The sequence below is a fragment of the Streptomyces cavernae genome, assembly GCF_004023625.1.
Classification (GTDB): Bacteria; Actinomycetota; Actinomycetes; order Streptomycetales; family Streptomycetaceae; genus Streptomyces; species Streptomyces cavernae.
Window position 1 is genome coordinate 186,520 of the sequence record NZ_RPDJ01000011.1, and the last position, 18,099, is coordinate 204,618.

At 71.1% G+C, this 18,099-nt stretch carries 14 protein-coding genes, 2 pseudogenes and 1 riboswitch; of the genes and pseudogenes, 12 read left to right on the forward strand and 4 right to left on the reverse strand.

Translation table 11 applies throughout. The features are described from left to right. The first annotated feature begins 158 nt into the window (after positions 1 to 158). Positions 159 to 1,280, forward strand: coding sequence for a glycoside hydrolase family 6 protein (locus tag EF387_RS22725; RefSeq protein ID WP_128378586.1), 1,122 nt, complete (start codon positions 159 to 161; stop codon positions 1,278 to 1,280). Between the two features lie 401 nt (positions 1,281 to 1,681). Then, entirely contained in the window at positions 1,682 to 2,947 is a 1,266-nt protein-coding gene (locus EF387_RS22730) for an alginate lyase family protein (protein ID WP_128378432.1), read from the forward strand. 274 nt (positions 2,948 to 3,221) lie between these two features. Here the strand turns inward: EF387_RS22730 and EF387_RS22735 are convergent, their stop codons facing one another. Continuing rightward, entirely contained in the window at positions 3,222 to 4,439 is a 1,218-nt protein-coding gene (locus tag EF387_RS22735) for an MFS transporter (protein ID WP_128378433.1), read from the reverse strand. Between the two features lie 137 nt (positions 4,440 to 4,576). Here EF387_RS22735 and EF387_RS22740 point away from each other — a divergent pair, with 137 nt between their 5' ends. After that, positions 4,577 to 5,797 carry an ROK family transcriptional regulator gene (locus EF387_RS22740; RefSeq protein ID WP_128378434.1) on the forward strand — a complete coding sequence of 407 codons (1,221 nt, stop codon included), beginning with the start codon at positions 4,577 to 4,579 and terminating at the stop codon, positions 5,795 to 5,797. Between the two features lie 203 nt (positions 5,798 to 6,000). Here EF387_RS22740 and EF387_RS22745 read toward each other — a convergent pair. After that, positions 6,001 to 6,471: pseudogene (locus EF387_RS22745) on the reverse strand (sigma-70 family RNA polymerase sigma factor); the annotation flags it as partial. A 174-nt stretch (positions 6,472 to 6,645) separates the two neighbouring features. Beyond that, a riboswitch (FMN riboswitch) is annotated at positions 6,646 to 6,776 on the forward strand. A 150-nt stretch (positions 6,777 to 6,926) separates the two neighbouring features. On the opposite strand from EF387_RS22745, the gene EF387_RS22750 reads away from it, so the two are divergent. From EF387_RS22750 to EF387_RS22790, 9 genes and pseudogenes are all read left to right on the forward strand, one after another. After that, the gene (locus tag EF387_RS22750) at positions 6,927 to 7,529 is read left to right on the forward strand and encodes a riboflavin synthase (RefSeq protein ID WP_128378435.1); all 603 of its coding nucleotides are present in this window, start codon (positions 6,927 to 6,929) and stop codon (positions 7,527 to 7,529) included. Beyond that, on the forward strand, positions 7,526 to 8,167 hold the full coding sequence (gene pnuC, locus EF387_RS22755; protein WP_128378436.1) for a nicotinamide riboside transporter PnuC: 642 nt from the start codon (positions 7,526 to 7,528) through the stop codon (positions 8,165 to 8,167). The genes EF387_RS22750 and pnuC overlap by 4 nt, the downstream gene beginning before the upstream one ends. Next, positions 8,164 to 9,492, forward strand: a complete 1,329-nt coding sequence (locus tag EF387_RS22760) for a bifunctional 3,4-dihydroxy-2-butanone-4-phosphate synthase/GTP cyclohydrolase II (protein ID WP_128378437.1) — start codon at positions 8,164 to 8,166, stop codon at positions 9,490 to 9,492. Before pnuC ends, EF387_RS22760 begins: the two co-directional genes overlap by 4 nt. A 22-nt stretch (positions 9,493 to 9,514) precedes the next feature. Continuing rightward, positions 9,515 to 10,000, forward strand: coding sequence for a 6,7-dimethyl-8-ribityllumazine synthase (gene ribH, locus EF387_RS22765; RefSeq protein WP_128378438.1), 486 nt, complete (start codon positions 9,515 to 9,517; stop codon positions 9,998 to 10,000). 34 nt (positions 10,001 to 10,034) lie between these two features. Beyond that, positions 10,035 to 10,307: a phosphoribosyl-ATP diphosphatase gene (locus EF387_RS22770; RefSeq protein ID WP_128378439.1), complete on the forward strand. Its 273-nt coding sequence runs from the start codon at positions 10,035 to 10,037 to the stop codon at positions 10,305 to 10,307. A 143-nt stretch (positions 10,308 to 10,450) separates the two neighbouring features. After that, the gene (gene hisG / locus EF387_RS22775) at positions 10,451 to 11,308 is read left to right on the forward strand and encodes an ATP phosphoribosyltransferase (protein ID WP_128378440.1); all 858 of its coding nucleotides are present in this window, start codon (positions 10,451 to 10,453) and stop codon (positions 11,306 to 11,308) included. 22 nt (positions 11,309 to 11,330) lie between these two features. After that, positions 11,331 to 11,804: a PH domain-containing protein gene (locus EF387_RS22780; RefSeq protein ID WP_128378441.1), complete on the forward strand. Its 474-nt coding sequence runs from the start codon at positions 11,331 to 11,333 to the stop codon at positions 11,802 to 11,804. A gap of 257 nt (positions 11,805 to 12,061) precedes the next feature. Continuing rightward, positions 12,062 to 13,363 (forward strand): annotated as a pseudogene (locus EF387_RS22785) (hemolysin family protein); the annotation flags it as partial. A 410-nt stretch (positions 13,364 to 13,773) separates the two neighbouring features. Beyond that, positions 13,774 to 14,877: a hemolysin family protein gene (locus EF387_RS22790; RefSeq protein WP_128378442.1), complete on the forward strand. Its 1,104-nt coding sequence runs from the start codon at positions 13,774 to 13,776 to the stop codon at positions 14,875 to 14,877. Between the two features lie 40 nt (positions 14,878 to 14,917). On the opposite strand, the gene EF387_RS22795 is transcribed toward EF387_RS22790, so the two are convergent. Both EF387_RS22795 and EF387_RS22800 read right to left on the reverse strand, forming a co-directional pair. Beyond that, on the reverse strand, positions 14,918 to 16,828 hold the full coding sequence (locus EF387_RS22795) for an AAA family ATPase (protein WP_128378443.1): 1,911 nt from the start codon (positions 16,826 to 16,828) through the stop codon (positions 14,918 to 14,920). 432 nt (positions 16,829 to 17,260) lie between these two features. Further along, positions 17,261 to 17,908 carry a uridine kinase family protein gene (locus EF387_RS22800; protein ID WP_238431648.1) on the reverse strand — a complete coding sequence of 216 codons (648 nt, stop codon included), beginning with the start codon at positions 17,906 to 17,908 and terminating at the stop codon, positions 17,261 to 17,263. Between the last annotated feature and the right edge of the window lie 191 nt (positions 17,909 to 18,099).

Sequence of the window (18,099 nt, forward strand, 5' to 3'; positions counted from 1 at the left end):
CAGGCCTAAGGTGGCCCGAGTGACAGCGGGCCGGGCCCTTCCCCGAAACGGGGGACACGTCCGGTGGACAGGAGGGGGGACTTCAGGTGTCAGGCCAACGTGCCCAGCGCCTGGCCAAACGCCGGGCCGCGCACCGACGCGCCAATCAGCGGGGTGCCATGGTCGCCGCCGCTTCCGTGGTGGTCGCCGTCGGCACCGCCATGGGGCTGGTGTCCGCACTCGACGACAACGACGGCGCGGACGAGGCCCGTCCGCTGCTGACCCGGTCGCCGAGCCTGGAGCCGCTGCCCGCGGTGCCGACCCCGTCGCCGTCGAAGACCTCCGCCTCGCCCTCCCCTTCGAAGTCCTCGGCCAAACCGAGCCCCACGCCCTCGAAGACGAAGAAGAAAAGGACCACGACGACCCGGACCGTGTACGCCGGGCTCTACCGGTACCCCGAGTCCCGGGTCGTCGACTGGGTCGAGTCCAATCCGAACGACCCGCGGACGGCCGTCATCAGGTCGCGGATAGCGGACCAGCCGGCCGCCGTCTGGTTCGCCGACTACACCCCGGACAACATCACCTCCAGGGTCCGCGCCGTGACCTCGGCCGCGGCCAACCAGGGCCGGGTTCCGGTCGTGGTCCCGTACACGATCCCGGGGCGCGACTGCGGCGGGGCTTCTCAAGGCGGGGCGCCGGACCTGGGGGCGTACGACGCCTGGATCGACAAGTTCGCCGCAGGCCTGGGCACGCGCGAGGTGATCGTGATACTCGAGCCGGACTCGATCGCCCAGGCCGACGACTGTCTCTCGGACGGTGACCGGGCGAACCGCTTCGCCTCGTTGGCGCGCGCGGGCCGGGTCATGAAGGCGGCCAACCCCAACGCCCGGGTCTACTACGACGCCGGGCACTCCGAGTGGAACTCGGCCGGCGCCATCGCGGCGCTCCTGAAGCAGGCGGGCGCCGCGTCCGCCGAGTCGTCGGACGGAATCTTCAGCAACGTCTCCAACTTCAACGCCACCGGTGCGGAGGTCGCCTACACCCGGCAGGTGCTGTCCGCGATGGGCGGGCCCGCGAGCCTCGGCGCCGTCATTGACACCAGCCGCAACGGGAACGGCGCACCGCCCAACGGCGAATGGTGCGACCCCGCCGGCCGCGCGCTCGGCAAGGCGCCGACCCTGGCCACCGGAGAGGCCCGGATCGACGGCTATCTGTGGGTGAAACTGCCGGGCGAGTCCGACGGCTGCAAGGGTGCACCGGGGACCTTCTCACCGGACTACGCCTACGATTTGGCGCAATAGCCGCGATCGCACCGCACTGAAACCGTGGTCCCCCCGCCCGAGGCGGGGGGACCACGGCTTTCCGCGCACCGACTTCGCAGTCGGGCCCTGTGAAGCCCTGTCGAGCCCTTCGCGAGCGCGGCGGGTGGTCGTGCGCTCCCCGTCCGATCCCCGTGTGCGCGCCGTCCCCTGCGGGCCTAGCCCTGCCTAGCCCTGTGGGCCTACCCCTTTCCGCCTCCGTGTGCGCCCTTCGTGTGCGCCGGCGGTCGACGGAGCGGAAGGCGCGCGCCTTTCGGTCACCCTTCTGATCAATCAACGCATTCATGAATCTTTGCCGGAAGGATTGTCACGTGTAACGGTGGGCTCTACTCTCACACGGTCTTACTCATGAACTCCGTTCACATACATGATTGGAGCGCTCGATGAGTGCAAGACCCCGCCTCGCCGCTCTCCTCGCGGCAGTGACGGCGCTCGTGGCCGTCGTCGTCCCCACCGCCTCGGCCCACCCGGAGCCCGAGGTCCCGAAGACCGCCGTCCTCGACGGCGAACGGCTCAAGCGGACCAAATTACGGCTCGACCGCGGTGATCCCCTCCTGCGGCGGGCGCTCCGGCAGCTCACCACACGCGCCGACACCTGGCTCGACAAGGGACCCTGGACCGTCGTCGACAAACCGCGGCCCGCGCCGGGCGGCGACGTCCACGACTACCTCAGCCAGGCGCCCTACTGGTGGCCCTCGCAGCCCAGGACCACCGACAACCCGTGGGGCTGCCCCTACGTCCAGCGCGACGGCGAGCGCAACCCGGAGGTCGACACCGGCACCGACCGCCAGGACGTCGAGAAGGTCTTCGACTCCACCTACGACCTCTCCCTCGCCTGGTACTACACCGGCAAGCGGAAGTACGCCGAGAAGGCCGCGTCCGTGCTGCGCACCTGGTTCCTCGACCGCGCCACTCGGATGAACCCCAACCTGGACCACGCCCAGTTCATCCCCTGCAAGTACGACGGCCGGGCCATCGGCATCATCGACTTCTCGCAGTCGTACACGAGCATCCTGGACGCGATCGCCATCCTGGACACGGGCGCCCCCGGCTGGTCCCGCAAGGACCGCTCGGCCATGCGGGCCTGGAACGACGACTTCCTCGACTGGCTGGTCACCAGCGACTTCGGCAAACAGGAGGCCGCCGCGACCAACAACCACGGCACCTTCTACGACATGCAGGTCGCCGCCCTCGCGTATGTGACCGGGGACAGGGCGCTGGCCCGCCGTACCGTCCTGGACGCCCGCACCAGGCGCATCGACCCGCAGATCGCCGCGGACGGCAGCCAGCCGCAGGAGCTCACCCGGACGCGCAGCTGGCACTACTCGACCTTCGACCTCGTCGCGTACACACGGCTGGCCGCGATCGGAAAGCACGTGGGCGCGGACCTGTGGTCGTATGAGGGGCCTGCCGGGCAGAGCGTGTTCAAGGCCGTCGACTACCTGCTGCCCTACGCCTCGGGAGCCGCCCGATGGCCCCACCCCGAACTCGACTTCCGTCGCTACGCGGCCACCGACGTGGTGCACGCGGCGGCCGACGCCGGGGATGCCAGGGCGCGGGCCGTGGTCCCACGGCTGGAACCGCCGCCCGGTGGTGACCTGTGGCTCCTGAGGCCGGCGGCCGAGCAGCTGGACTCGCTCGCCGGGTGAGAGCCGGCACGGCCTGAGGGTTGGGAGCCGGTTCCGCCTGGGGGCTGAGCGCAGGCACGGCCTGGGGGCTGAGCGCAGGCACGGCCTGAAGAGGCCGCGGGCGGAGCGACTGGTGCGGACGGAGTGACGGTCCGGGCGGAGGGATGGGGCCGGGCGGAGGGACGGGTCGGGGCGGGGGACGCGTGCGGGTCGAGCGGCCGCTGGGGCTGAGGGGAGCGAGCGACTCCTCGGAGTGCCGGCCCTCACCCAAGGCCGCCCGCTGCACGGCGAAGGCTCAGCCCTGCGGCCCCGGCACCGAGGGCTCGGTCGCCTTCGGCTGCCGGGTCGTGCCCGGCCGTTCCCCCGTCCGCAGGACGCCCGCCCCGACCGTCAGCCCCGCCGCCAGCACCGTCACCAGCCCGAACGACACCACCAGGCTGGTCGCCTGGGCCAGGGCGCCGATCGCGGACGGGGCGATCAGCCCCGAGGTGTAGGTGATGGTGGCGACACCCGCGATCGCCAGGCTCGGATTGGGCCCGCTGCGTCCGGCCGCCGCGAACGCGAGCGGTACCACCACGGCGATGCCCAGGCCCAGCAGCGCGAAGCCGGTCAGCGCCGCCACCGGGTTGCCGGCGAGGACCACCAGCAGCCCGCCCAGCGTGGCCAGGAACCCGCCCACGCGAACCGTGCGCACGGCGCCGTACCGGTCCACCACCGCGTCACCCGCGAACCGGGCCAGCGCCATGGTGAGGGTGAAACCGGTGGTGGAGGCGGCCGCGAGTCCTGCCGAGGTGCCGAGCTGGTCGCGCAGGTACACCGCCGACCAGTCCAGGCTGGCGCCCTCCGCGAACACCGCGCAGAAGCCGACGGCGCCGATCAGCAGCGCGGACCGGGGCGGCAACGCGAACCGTGGCGGTGGCTCCTCCTCCTGCGCGGGCCGCAGGTCGAGCACCCACCGGCAAGCCGTCATACCCAGCACCGTCAGCGTCGCGGCCGCCAGCGCGTGGTGCAGGCGGGCGTCGGAACCGAGGTGCGCGGCGAGGGTGCCGGCCGCCGAGCCGACCAGGGCGCCCGCGCTCCACATACCGTGCAGCCCGGACATGATCGACTTGCCGAGCCGGTTCTCGACCTCGACACCGAGCGCGTTCATCGCCACGTCCGCCATGCCGGCCGTGGCGCCGTACACGAACAGCGCCAGGCAGAGAGTGAGCAGGTTCGGGGCGAGGGACGGCAGGACCAGCGCGAGGGTCCACAGGGAGATCAGTCCCCGCAGGGCGGAACGGGCCCCGAAGTGGTGGCTGACCCATCCCGCCAGCGGCATCGCCACGGACGCGCCGATCGCGGGGAAGGCCAGCGCCAGGCCCAGCTGGCCGGGCCCCACAGAGGCGTGGTCCGCGATCCACGGGACCCGGGTCGCGAACGAGCCGGTCACCGCGCCGTGCACCGCGAACACGGCGGCCACGGCGTACCGTGCCCGCTTCAGCTCGCGTTCGTCGTCGACCACTTCGCTCACTTCGTCGCTCCTCCCCAGCGTTACCGGCCGGCCTGCCGCCGTAAACTAGCAGGGACCCTGCCTGATAGATACTTGGTTATCGGCCACGGCCGACAGCCGCCCCGGCTGAGTGCCCACCGATCTGGGAGGATCCCGGCATGCCCGCATCCCCGAGCACCGCCCGGGCCATCAACGACCGGCTCGCCCTGCGCCTGCTGCAGCAGGAAGGCCCCTTGACGGCCGGACAACTGAAACAGCTCACCGGCCTTTCCCGGCCGACCGTCGCCGACCTGGTCGACCGTCTCTCGGCCGCCGGACTGATCACCGTGGTGGGGGAGTCGGGGGAACAACGACGCGGCCCGAACGCCCGGCTCTACGGGATCGTCGCCCGCCTCGCACACCTGGCCGCGCTGGACGTGCGCACCGAGGGCGTCTCCGTCGTCGTCTCCGACCTGGTGGGCGAGGTTCTGGTCCGGGCCTCGGTGCCGATCGGCGACGACGCGGGGACCGGGGCCGCCGTCGAGCAGGCGGTGACGCTGGTGGAACGCGCCGCGAAGGAGGCCGACGCGGACCGGCTGCACACCATCGGGATCGGTGCGCCGGGACTGATCGACCCCGTGACCGGGGATCTCCGCGATTCCACCGGCCTGCCCGCCTGGCACCGGCGCCTCGTGGCGGCCCTCCAGGAACGGCTCCCCGCGCGCGTCCTCGTCGAGAACGAGACCAATCTGGCGGCACTCGCGGAACAGCGCGACGGCGCCGCGCGCGACCGGGACACCTTCGTCCTGCTGTGGCTGGGCCAGGGGATCGGCGCGGCCGTGATGCTGGACGGGGTACTGAGGCGGGGTGCTTCCGGGGGTGCGGGAGAGATCGGCTTCCTGCCGGTACCGGGGACAGCGGGCCTTCCGTCGGCGACGGGCTGCGACGGCGGCTACCACTCGCTGGCCGGGGCCGCGGCGGTATGCGCGCTGGCGGGGGAGTACGGGCTCGCGGCAGGGGCGGGGGCGGGGACTGGGGCCGGCACCGCGGCTGCCGCAGACGATGCCGCGGCCGTGGTCCGGGAGGCGGTGGCGGCACACGGGGACCCAGCGGCCGGCCGCTTCCTCGACGCCCTCGCCGACCGGGTAGCCCTCGGCGCCGCGTCCGTGGTCGCCGTGCTCGACCCCGGATGCGTGGTGCTGGCCGGAGATGTGGGCCGGGCGGGCGGTGAGGTACTGGCCACCCGCGTCGAGGAGCGGTTGGCCGCGATGTCGCCGCTGCGCACGGAGGTCCGGGCAAGCACCCTGGGCGGCGGCGCGGTCCTGCTCGGGGCGCTGCTCACGGCACGGGAGGGGGCGCAGGACGAGTTGTTCGGAGTCGGTGAGGGCGGCAGACCGTAGCAGGGTGGAGCCCCCGGGGCCGGGGCCGAGCCATCCGGGTATGGGGCGAGCTCCCGTGTATGGGGCGGGCAGAGCGAGCCATCCGGGTGGTGCGGGGCGGGCCACTCGGGTGCGGGGTGAGCCATCCGGGTACAGGGCGGGCCACTCGCGTACGGGGCGAGCTGCTCGCCCAGGGGGGCGGACTTGCGTACGGGGTGAGCCACCACGGCCCGCCGGTAGATCTGACGGCAGTTGGCCTCGCCGATGTCCAGGACGCCGGCGATCTCCCGGTGGCCGTAGGCGAAGGCCTCCCGCAGCACGTACACCGCCCGTTCGGTCGGGGTGAGCCGCTCCAGCAGGGTCAGCAGTGCCAGGGAGACGGCGTCACGCTGCTCGGCGGATTCCAGAGGGCCGAGTGTTCCGTCCGAGGTCAGCACCGGCTCCGGCAGCCAGGGCCCGACGTACTCCTCCCGCCGGGCGCGGGCCGAGGTGAGCCTGGTCAGACAGAGATTGGTGACGACCTTGGCGAGCCAGGCGCCCGGCTGCTCGATGTCCGTGCGATCGGCGGCGCTCCAGCGCAGATACGCGTCCTGCACGGCGTCCTCGGCCTCCCAGGCCGAGCCCAGCAGACGGTAGGCAAGACCGAACAGCCGGGGGCGGTGGCTTTCGGAGACCTCGACATCCGTCACGTTCACACAGACTGCCAGAAGCCGCGCCGACGTCCGAGCCGCCCTCCGCCGTTGTCCGGCTGCTCTCCGGCGGCGTCCGCGGGGCCCTGTAAACGCGTGGCGACTCCCTGTGAGCCAGCCCACAGTCGTTCACCCGCATGGCCGCCGATCAGACGTGGCACACTGTGTTCGTATCACAAGCAGCGCACTCCGGGGTCGGTGAAAGTCCGAACCGGCGGTTACAGTCCGCGACCCGGTCGCTTCCAGCGGCCGGTTGACCAGGTGAAATTCCTGGACCGACGGTTAAAGTCCGGATGGGAGGCAGTGCGCGGCGGACGGGTATGTGTGCGCGTCGCCGTAACGGGTCGTCGTCCAGCGAGGACGGAAACCGGCCGGGGCGATGCTCCGATTGCCGGTCCGCGAAGTCTGTCGACATCGACAGCCCCGGAGTCCGTGCCCGAAGAGGCAGGAGGACCCGGGAAGTGTTCACCGGAATCGTCGAAGAACTGGGCGAGATCACGGCCGTCGAGGTCCTCGACGACGCCTCCCGTTTCCGGCTCCGCGGCCCCGTGGTCACCGAAGGCGCCCACCACGGCGACTCCATCGCGGTCAACGGCGTCTGCCTGACGGTGGTGGACCACGAGGGCGACGAGTTCACCGCCGACGTCATGGCGGAGACCCTCAACCGCTCCAGCCTCGGAGCCCTCGGCGTCGGCTCCCGCGTCAACCTGGAGCGGCCCATGGCCGTCGGCGCCCGCCTCGGCGGTCACATCGTCCAGGGCCATGTGGACGGCACCGGCACGGTCCTCGAACGCAAGCCGTCCGAGAACTGGGAGATCGTGAAGATCTCGCTCCCCGCCGACCTGACCCGCTACGTGGTCGAGAAGGGGTCCATCACGGTCGACGGCATCAGCCTCACCGTCGTCGACGCCGGCCCCGACTACTTCACCGTCAGCCTCATCCCGACGACCCTCGACCTGACCACGCTGGGCCTGAAGCAGCCCGGCGACCCGGTCAACCTGGAGGTCGACGTGATCGCCAAGTACGTCGAGCGACTGCTGGGCAGTCAGGGGGCGGCCAAGTGAACTGGCTGAACTCCGAGGCGTTCACTCTCTTCGGCCAGCACATCATCTGGACCGACATGGTCGGCAACATCTTCGGGCTTGCCGCCCTCGCCCTAGGCTGGCGGCGCTCCATATGGAGCTGGCCCGTGCAGTTCCTCTCGGGCCTCGTCCTCTTCGCCGCCTTCGCGGGCCATCTGACCGGCAGCGCAGGCAAGCAGGCGGTCGTCATGGCCGTCGCCGGCTACGGCTGGTGGCAGTGGAACCGCGGCAAGGAACAGGGCGAAAACGGCCACATCTCCGTTCGGTTCGCCACCTGGCGCGAGCGGGCGGCACTGGCCGTCGCCGCCGCCGTCGGCACGGTCGCCGTGGCCCTGCTGTTCCAGGCGTACCCGGCCCTGTCCTGGGACCCCTGGCCGGACGCGTACATCTTCGTCGGCACGATCGTCGCCATGTACGCCCAGGCGCGCGGAATGGTCGAGTTCTGGTTCGCCTGGCTGCTGGTCGACCTCGTGGGCGTCCCGCTCAACTTCGCCAACGGCTACGCCTTCTCCGGTTTCGTCTACGTCATCTACGGCGCGCTCGTCCTGTGGGGCATGCGCGACTGGTGGCTGCGCTCCCGCCGGAGCGGTCAGCCCGCCCTGGAAGGAGCCCCCGCATGACCGCGGCCCCGATCCTCTACAGCACCGATTACGCCACCGAGAACGCCGAGGACTTCGCGGACTTCGCGCTCGACCCCATCGAGCAGGCCATCGCCGACATCGCGGCCGGCCGCCCGGTCGTGGTCGTCGACGACGAGGACCGGGAGAACGAGGGCGACCTCGTCATCGCCGCCGAGAAGGTCACCCCCGAGATCGTCGCCTTCATGATGAGCGAGTGCCGAGGGCTGATCTGCGCCCCCATGGAGGGCGACGAACTGGACCGGCTCAGGCTCCCCCAGATGGTCGACGACAACACCGAGTCGATGAAGACCGCGTTCACGGTGTCCGTCGACGCGTCCGGCTCCCACGGTGTGACCACCGGCATCTCCGCCTCCGACCGCGCCACCACGCTCCAGCTCCTGGCGGGCGGCACCGCCCACGCCGACGACTTCGTGCGCCCCGGCCACATCTTCCCGCTGCGCGCCAAGCCCGGCGGGGTCCTCGCCCGCAACGGCCACACCGAGGCCGCCGTCGACCTGGCCCGGCTCGCCGGGCTGCGTCCGGCCGGCGCGATCGTCGAGATCGCCGGCGAGGACGGCAGCATGCTGCGGCTGCCCGAGCTGATCCCGTTCGCCCGCAAGCACGGCCTGACGATCGTCTCCATCGAGGACCTGATCGCCTACCGCCGTAGCCTCGAACCGGCCGAACCCGCCGAGCCCACCGTCCGCCGCGAGGCCGAGGTCCGGCTCCCGACCGCCTTTGGCCACTTCACCGCGTACGGCTACCGCTCCACCGCCGACGGCGTCGAGCACGTCGCGCTCGTCCACGGCGACATCGGTGACGGCGAGGACGTCCTGGTCCGCGTCCACTCCGAATGCCTCACCGGCGACGTCTTCCACTCCCTGCGCTGCGACTGCGGCCCCCAGCTGGAGACGGCCCTGGAGCGCATCCACACCGAGGGCCGCGGCATCGTGGTCTACCTCCGCGGACACGAAGGCCGCGGCATCGGCCTGCTGTCCAAGCTGCGGGCGTACGAACTCCAGGAACGCGGCCGGGACACCCTCGACGCCAACCTCGAACTCGGGCTGCCCGCCGACGCCCGGGACTACGGCGCGAGCGCGCAGATCCTCCAGGACCTGGGCGTGACCAGCGTCCGCGTGATGACCAACAACCCCGACAAGACCGACGCGCTCACCCGGCACGGACTCAAGGTCGTCACCCGTGAGCCGATGCCCGTGCTGGCGGGCGAGCACAACCTGCGCTACCTGCGCACCAAGCGGGACCGAATGGGGCACGACCTGCCCTGGCTGGACACGACCACCGTGTCCCCATGCGGCAACCAGTAAGAGCAAGTGACTTAGGAGAGACGTGAGCGGCAAGGGCGCACCCGAACTGTCCGTACGCAACTGCAGCGACCTCAGGGTCGCCGTCGTCGCGGCGCAGTGGCACGAGAAGGTGATGGACGGTCTGGTGGACGGCGCACTGCGCGCCCTGAGGGAACTGGGGATCGAGGAGCCCACCCTGCTGCGGGTCCCCGGCAGTTTCGAGCTCCCGGTCGTCGCCAAGGTCCTCGCCGGCCGCGGCTACGACGCTATCGTCGCGCTCGGCGTCGTCATCCGTGGCGGCACCCCCCACTTCGACTACGTGTGCCAGGGAGTCACCCAGGGCCTCACCCAGGTCTCCGTGGACACCGGTGTCCCCGTCGGCTTCGGAGTGCTCACCTGCGACACCGAGGAGCAGGCCCTGGACCGGGCCGGCCTCGCGGGCTCCAACGAGGACAAGGGGCACGAGGCCGTGACCGCCGCTGTGGCGACCGCGACCACACTCCGCTCAGTATCCGAACCCTGGCGCTGAGGAAACGCCAGGTGCGCGTAGGGTAGGCCCCACCATGTCCAAGAAGACGTTCGAGGAGCTCTTCACCGAGCTCCAGCACAAGGCCGCAAACGGCGACCCCGCCACCTCGCGCACCGCCGAACTGGTCGGCAAGGGTGTCCACGCCATCGGCAAGAAGGTCGTCGAGGAAGCCGCGGAGGTGTGGATGGCCGCCGAGTACGAGGGCAAGGAAGCCGCCGCCGAGGAGATCTCGCAGCTCCTCTACCACGTCCAGGTGATGATGGTGGCGCGCGGCATCACCCTGGACGACGTGTACGCGCATCTCTAGAGCGGCCGCTGCAGAAGCGGCCGCTCCGGTCAGCGCGTTCAGATCTCGGATCCACTCGTCCTTCGCCCCGCACGCCTTCACCCCTTCGTTCGCTCGTTCGCCCGTTCACTCCAGAAGAACCTCACGCAAAGGAAGCCGACCTCATGCTGCGCATCGCCGTCCCCAACAAGGGTTCACTGTCCGGCCCTGCGGCGGAGATGCTGCATGAGGCCGGCTATCAGCAGCGCCGGGAGTCCAAGGAGCTGCGGATCGTCGACCCGGAGAACGAGGTGGAGTTCTTCTACCTCCGCCCCCGCGACATCGCGATCTACGTCTCCTCCGGCCGCCTCGACATCGGCATCACCGGCCGTGACCTGCTCATCGACTCCGGCGCCAACGCCGAGGAGATCCTGCCGCTCGGCTTCGCCCGCTCCACCTTCCGCTTCGCCACGAAGCCGGGCACGGCGGGCGGCGTGGAGGACCTCGCGGGCATGACCGTCGCCACCTCCTACGAGGGCATCGTCGCCAAGCACCTCACCGACCACGGCATCGACGCCTCCGTCGTCCACCTCGACGGCGCCGTCGAGACCGCCATCGAACTGGGCGTCGCCGAGGTCATCGCGGACGTGGTGGAGACCGGCACCTCACTGCGCAACGCCGGCCTCGAAGTCATCGGCGAGCCCATCATGAAGTCCGAGGCCGTCGTGGTCCGCCGGGTCGGGGCCGAGACCGACGACGCCACCGAGTCGAAGGTCCAGCAGTTCCTGCGCCGCCTCCAGGGTGTCCTGGTGGCGCGGACGTACGTGATGATGGACTACGACTGCCGTGTCGAGCAGTTGGAGAAGGCCGTGGCGCTCACCCCGGGGCTGGAGTCCCCCACGGTCTCGCCGCTGCACAACGAGGGCTGGGTGGCCGTCCGGGCGATGGTCCCCGCCAAGGAGGCCCAGCGGATCATGGACGACCTCTACGAACTGGGTGCCCGGGCCATCCTGACCACGGCGATCCACGCCTGCCGTCTCTGACCCCACCGAGGAGACGTCCACCATGCCCGACTCGCCCGAACCGCCCGTTCTCCCCGCCCTCCCGGTCACCTTCCGGCCCGGCCGTACCCGGGCCGTCCTGCTGACCGCCTCGGTCGCGATCTTCGCTGTGATAACGACCATCGCGCTGCTGCTCGAAAGGCTCAACCCGGGGGAGCGCATCAGCTTCGTCTTCATCGGCGCCCTGCTGTCCGGGGTGCTGGTGCTGCTCTCCCGGCCCAAGGTCGTCGCCGACGAGTCCGGCGTCACCGTGGTGAACATCGTCAGCAGGCGCCGGCTGGACTGGGCGGAGATCCTCCGGGTGAACCTGCGTCCCGGCGACCCGTGGGTCTTCCTCGACCTCAGCGACGGCACCAGCCTGCCCGCGCTCGGCATCCAGCCCGGCATCGCCAAACAGCGTGCCATCAGCGACGCACGCACCCTGCGCGCGCTCACCGAGGCCCGCTCCGTCCGTGATCCGGAACACCGGCAGGGATGAAATCGGAATATTCGTGGTCGGCGCACAGGTTTTCACCCTGACGACATGACCCATGTCTTGATTAATCTGTTGGCGGAGGCGTGCACATCGCGCCTCCGCCCCTGTGCGCGCCCCGGCGCGCCGGGGCCCCACCTGCTATCCGAGGAGTGACTCCCTCCGGCGATGGACGGATCGTCCTGTAGTACCTGCGCCGCCCCCTCCCGACATACCGCGGACCGCGTCCTCGCAGTCCGCGGCCACGCGGAGGCGGCGGCATCATGACCATCCCCCTGCTGCTCCTTGGGGCGGCGTTCCTGCTGATCCTCGCGAACGGTTTCTTCGTGGCGGCCGAGTTCGGCCTGGTGACGGTCGAACGGCCGGACGCCGAGAAGGCCGCGGCCGAGGGCGACCGTCGTGCCCGTACGGTCGTGAACTCCCTGCGGGAGCTGTCCTTCCAGCTCTCCGGCACCCAGCTCGGCATCACCATCACCTCGCTCGTCGTCGGCATGCTCGCCGAACCGGCGCTCGCGGAGCTGCTGCACGGCCCGGTCACCGCGATCGGCGTCCCCGACGGCGCCGTCTCCGGTGTCGCCGTGGTCATCGGCATGCTGCTGGCCTCGGCCGTACAGATGGTGATCGGCGAGCTCGTGCCCAAGAACTGGGCGGTGTCCCGGCCGATGCAGGTCGCGCGTTTCGTCGCGGGACCCCAGCACGTCTTCTCCCGGCTGTTCCGCCCGGTGATCGCCGGCCTGAACGCGGTCGCCAACCGTCTCGTCCGCACGTTCGGCGTCGAGCCCGCCGAAGAGCTGGCCTCGGCCCGCACCCCCGGGGAACTGGTCTCCCTCGCCCGCCACTCGGCCCGGGCCGGAGCCCTGGAACAGGACACCGCGGATCTGTTCGTCCGCACGCTGTCCCTGGGCGACCTGACCGCGCAGCACGTCATGACACCACGCGTGAAGGTCAGCGCGCTGCAGTCCTCGGCCACCGCCGAGGACGTCGTCAACCTGACCCGGGCCACCGGCCTGTCCCGTTTCCCGGTCTACCACGAGCGGATCGACGAGATCGTCGGGATGGTCCACCTCAAGGACGCGCTCGCGGTGCCCGCACAGGACCGGCTGCGCACCCCCGTGGAGCGGATCGCGCAGGCCCCCCTCCTCATCCCCGAGACCCTTCCCGTGCAGCCCCTGCTGGAACGGCTGCGCAGTGAGCAGCCGATCGCCGTGGTCATCGACGAGTACGGCGGCACGGCGGGCGTGGTGACGCTGGAGGACATCGTCGAGGAGATCGTCGGCGAGGTCCGCGACGAACACGACGGCCACGAACGCCCCGAAGTGTGCCCCGCCCCGCCCGAGGACGGGCGGCCCGCCTGGGACGTCGACGGCAGCTGCCGCGTCGACGCCCTCCGGCGCATCGGGCTCGAGACACCCGAGGGCCCCTACGAGACCGTCGCCGGCCTGGTGGCCGATCTGCTCGGCCGTATCCCCGCCCCCGGCGACAAGGCGGAGCTTCCCGGCTGGCGGCTCGCGGTGCGCCAGGTGGGGCACTACCGCGCCGAACGAGTGCGGATCGTCCGCACCGCGGAGACCGGTGACGCGGCGGTCACGGCCGGCCCCGCCGACTGCGCGGACGCCGCGGACGTCGCGGGCAGGGCGCTCACCGCAAGCACCCGAAGCACAGGAAACCTCCGGAACGCCGTAAAGGGTGTGAACGCCGCGAGCGGGGCGAACGCCGTGAACTCCGCGAGCGCTGTGAACACTGTGAACGCGGTAGAGGCCGTGAACGCGGTCGATGCCGCGAGCGCCGTGAAGGCGGTGGACGCCGTGAACGCCTCGAACGTGGTAACCGCAGTGAACGCGGTGAAGGCGGTGGATGCCGTGAACGCGGTCGACGCCGTGAGCACCGTTAACGATGTAGAGGCCATGACCGCCGCAGAAAGCACCGTGAGCAGCGCAGACACCGAGGAGACCGCGCGGGAACCGGAGGCCGCACGATGAGCCTGCTCCAACTCCTCTTCGCGGGGCTGCTCGTCCTCGCCAACGGATTCTTCGTCGGCGCCGAGTTCGCGCTGGTCTCCGTCCGCCGCAGCCAGATCGAACCGCTCGGCACCGCCCGGGCCCGCCAGGTCCTCTACGGTCTGGAGCGCCTGCCGCAGATGATGGCGGCGGCGCAGTTCGGCATCACGGTCTGCTCACTGACACTGGGCGCGGTGGCGGAGCCCACGGTGGCGCGGCTGCTGGAACCGGTCTTCGAGGCGATACACCTCCCACGTGGCATGATCCACCCCCTGGGGTACGTGATCGCGCTGGCCGTGGTGGTCTTCCTCCACCTCGTCATCGGTGAGATGCTCCCGAAGAACCTGGCGATGGCGGCACCCGAGAAGACGGCGCTGTGGCTGAGCCCCGGTCTGGTCGCCTTCGCCCGCCTGTGCAAGCCGGTCACCGTGGGCCTCGGGGCCTGCGCCCGCGTCATCCTGAGGCTGTTCCGTGTCGAGCCCAAGGACGAGGTCGAGGCGGTCTTCACCAGCGAACAGCTCAACCGTCTGGTGGAGGACTCAGGGCAGGCGGGCCTGCTGGAACCCGAGGAGCAGGAACGCCTGGAGGACGCCCTGGAGCTCGGCTCCCGCCCGGTCACCGATGTCCTGCTCTCCCGGGACTCCCTCGTCACCGTGGGACCGTCGGTCACCCCCGGCCAGGTGGTGGCCCTCACCGCGCGGACGGGCTACTCCCGCTTCCCGGTGGCGGCGGACAACGGCGCCTTCATGGGCTACCTCCACGTCAAGGACGTCCTGGAACTCGAGGACTCCGACCGGGCGATCCCACAGCACGTCTGGCGCCCCATGACGACGCTGCGCGCGGAGCTCCCCCTGGACGACGCCCTCACCGTGATGCGCCGGGCCGCCACCCATCTGGCTCAGGTGGCCGACGCCTCCGGCAAGGTCCTCGGCCTGGTGGCCCTGGAAGACGTCCTGGAACTCCTGGTCGGCGAAGTCCGCGACCCGGCCCACCGCAACCCGGCACACCGCGATGCGGCCCCGCCGCTGCGGGTGACCGACCCCCGCCCGAGTCCGGCGCCGGAGAGCGCACTGGCGAGCTGATCGCGTCGCGGCGGGGGTTCTCCGCCCCCGCCGCCTCCGCTCACATCCCGGAGGGATCCTGCGGGCCCCGCCCCGACAGAACCTCCCCGTAGGCCTGCATCAGGTCCGCAAGTCGAAGTGTCGACAAGTCGTCACGGGAAGGCGTGCCGGGGTACCCCATGAGCCGCAGGTCCCGGTACGCGCAGCTCTTCTCGTACAGCGTGCGCAGGAAGCGGCCGTTGCCGAGTTCGTCGATCCAGCCCTGGTCGACGACGTGGCCGCTGATCGAGCGGAGCTCGTCGAGCGCCTCCTCGTCCCAGACGTCACCGTTCTCCGCCGCCAGCACCTCGCCGATCGCCGTCAGTTCGAGAGGACGGTACGAAGGGAAGTCGACCCGCGTCGTGAAGCGGGACGAGAGCCCGGGGTTGGCCGCCAGCAGGCGGTCCATGCCCTCCGGGTAACCCGCGAGGATGACCACGAGGTGGTCCCGGTTGTCCTCCGCCCGCTTCAGCAGCACCTGCAGCGCCTCATCGCCGTAGGCGTCGCCCTTGCCGTAGCCGGAGTTCGACAACGAGTACGCCTCGTCGACGAAGAGGACGCCCCCGATCGCCGAGTCGATCAGCTCGTTCGCCTTGACCGCCGTCTGCCCGAGGTATTCACCCACGAGATCGGACCGCTGCGCCTCGACCAGGTGGTCGCCGCCGAGCAGCCCGAGGGCGTAGAACACCCGGCCGAGGATGCGGGCGACCGTGGTCTTGCCCGTGCCGGACGGGCCCGAGAAGACGAAATGGCGCTTGGGGGGCTGCACCGGTAAGCCCTGGCCGGCCCGCAGCCGTGCCATGTTCAGTTGCGCGGAGAGCGCCTTCACCTGCCGCTTCACCGGTTCCAGGCCTACCATCCGCTCCAGCTCGGCCAGCGCCTGCTCCAGCAGGGCGGGGTCGGTCGGCCCGGTCGGCAGCGACTGCGTCGGCAGTACGTCCTTCGCCCGCACCGGGTCCCGCACCGGGTCGGCCTGAGCGGACTGTCCCCCCTGCGCGGCCTGCGACGACAGCGGCCCGGGCGGCGGCAGATCCGGCTCGGACAGCCTGAGGTCACGTCCCTCGCCGCCACCCGCGACGAACAGGGTGTCGATCCCGTCGGGGCCCTCCAGCACGTCCTGCCCGAGCCCGCTGAGCGAGATCGGCGCCAGATCGGTGCCGTCGTCGAATCCGTCGCCCTCGGCTATCGCCGCGAGTCGCGCCGAAGTGTCCATGAACGCGGGGTCGACCCGGTGGACCGCCCGGTACAGCGGGAGGGCGGCGGCGGAGCGCCCCGTGCCCTCGTGCGCTCGCGCCAGCCAGTACCGCAGCTCCTTGCGCTGCGGCTGCTCACTGCGACAGCGCATCAGCGCGGCCGACAGCAGCGGTTCCGCCTGGCCGTACATCTCCAGGCGCACCCGGGCCATCCCACCGAAGAGTCCCGCCTCGATGCCCAGCATGGGGTCGTCGATCAGTGGATCGGTGTGCCGGACCAGCTGCTCCCAGTCCTTGACGAGGTAGGCACGGCACGCGTGCAGAAAGCGGACCTGGGGATCGGTGTCCACGGGCGGCAGCCCCGCGAGCGCCCGGTCCAGCTCCGGCACATGGCGGCCGTCGAGCCAGTGCGAGGCGTGCGCGAGCAGCAGGTCGCGCGGGCTCTCCAGCACCGGCTGCACCCACCAGCCGAGCCAGTACCAGGAGTTGAGGGTCCGCCGGTGCCGGGCGCGCTGCTCGCCGAACCGTTCCCGGTGCCGGAACATCCTGAGCAGGGCGGTCGTCGTGTCGACGCGCAGCGCGTGCAGCCCGAGCCAGCCGTCGGCCATGCCCGGATCCATCCGGACCGCCGCGCGGAACTCCTCCTCCGCCTGCGGATAGGCGCCCATGGTGTAGGCGTCGACCCCTCGCAGCCAGGCGAGGTCGGCCGGGGCGTCGGAGCCCTGCGTGCCGAAGTCCATCACGTCCCCCACAAACCGTGCCCCCGTTGAATGCCGGGCGGGCCGGTGCCCGTCGGCAGCCTTCGTCGAACCGCTGTGCCGCGGACGGGAGTTGCTTCGGTGCGGTGAGCAGCCGTCCGAAGGTCGCACCGAGAGGCATCGTACCTGCGCGGCAGGCGTGGGCCGAAGGGTGCCGCAGGCCGGGTTCTCCGAGGTGGGCGCGGCCGGGACACGCTCGGCGCGGTGACCGAGGGTGAATAAACCGGGGCAGACGGCTTCCGGATAACACCCTGGAGGCAGAACGAAGCCCCCGATCACGGGGGAACAACCGGGGGCTTCGCGTATGCGGGCGGCTTCGAAGGCCGCACATTGAGAACGTAAGACCTGTAAGGCTTCCGGGTCAAGCCGAGTTGAAGGTATGGGGGAACTTCGTCCGCGAGGGTCTTCACGCGTTCAGCACACCGGCGACGGTCCGTCACGGTGTGTGACGGGATGGTCCGGTCCTGATGTACCAACAGGCCCCGGCAGCACCACATAACCTTCTGGTCCCTGCAGCACCAGATGGTCGGCGAAGGGGCGCGAGGGGTCCTCGGTGAAATGCCGACGCTCCTCGGCCACCCAGCCCCGCCAGAAGTCATCCAGCTGAGGGCCGTCCCGCCGGCGCCCCCGCGCCCAGGCCTCCTGGTCGGGCAGCTCCATCCACAGCAACCGGGCGAGATGGGGCCGCAGCGCCGCGCGGCCCGCGCCGACGCCCTCCACCACCACGACGGGCGCGGCCGGGAGCGCGCGGGCCGTACCGAAGTCACGGGCGTTCCAGTCGTACGGCCGGTACCACGCGGTCTCGCCACGGTGCAGCGGCTCGATCACCTCGGTCAGCAGCCGCTCGGTCCAGGCGAAGAACTCCTCGTGCGTGGCGATGTCGTCGAGATGCAGCACGGGCGCACCGCCGAGGGCCGCGGCCAACTGCCCGGCGAACGTGGTCTTCCCCGATCCGGCGTGGCCGTCGACGCCGACGAGGCGGACGGGGCCGCAGGACGGCGGCAGCAGGCGCAGGTGGCGGGCCAGTTCGCGAATGGTGGTTCCCGGGGGTGCGGTCCGGATCGGCCTAGGTGACGGCCCTGTTCCGGTCTCTCATTCTACGGGGGCGGTGCGCGGCTCCCGGTCGGCCGTACCAGGTCAGGTTCACATCAATGGTCCCAACCAATATCGGTGGGCGTGTGCGGGCCCGGGGTGCTGGCAGAAGTCCCGCTCCGGCGTCCATAGTTGCCCCACAACGCGCGCCTGAAGATCCT

Excerpts from the sequence above, each read along its gene's own strand:
- EF387_RS22760 (WP_128378437.1), top strand. The coding sequence starts at position 8,164 with ATGACCGCGGCCCCGATCCTCTACAGCACCGATTACGCCACCGAGAAC.
- EF387_RS22770 (WP_128378439.1), top strand. The coding sequence starts at position 10,035 with ATGTCCAAGAAGACGTTCGAGGAGCTCTTCACCGAGCTCCAGCACAAG.
- EF387_RS22790 (WP_128378442.1), top strand. The coding sequence starts at position 13,774 with ATGAGCCTGCTCCAACTCCTCTTCGCGGGGCTGCTCGTCCTCGCCAAC.
- EF387_RS22730 (WP_128378432.1), top strand. The coding sequence starts at position 1,682 with ATGAGTGCAAGACCCCGCCTCGCCGCTCTCCTCGCGGCAGTGACGGCG.
- hisG (WP_128378440.1), top strand. The coding sequence starts at position 10,451 with ATGCTGCGCATCGCCGTCCCCAACAAGGGTTCACTGTCCGGCCCTGCG.
- EF387_RS22725 (WP_128378586.1), top strand. The coding sequence starts at position 159 with ATGGTCGCCGCCGCTTCCGTGGTGGTCGCCGTCGGCACCGCCATGGGG.
- EF387_RS22795 (WP_128378443.1), bottom strand. The coding sequence starts at position 16,828 with ATGGACTTCGGCACGCAGGGCTCCGACGCCCCGGCCGACCTCGCCTGG.
- EF387_RS22740 (WP_128378434.1), top strand. The coding sequence starts at position 4,577 with ATGCCCGCATCCCCGAGCACCGCCCGGGCCATCAACGACCGGCTCGCC.
- EF387_RS22780 (WP_128378441.1), top strand. The coding sequence starts at position 11,331 with ATGCCCGACTCGCCCGAACCGCCCGTTCTCCCCGCCCTCCCGGTCACC.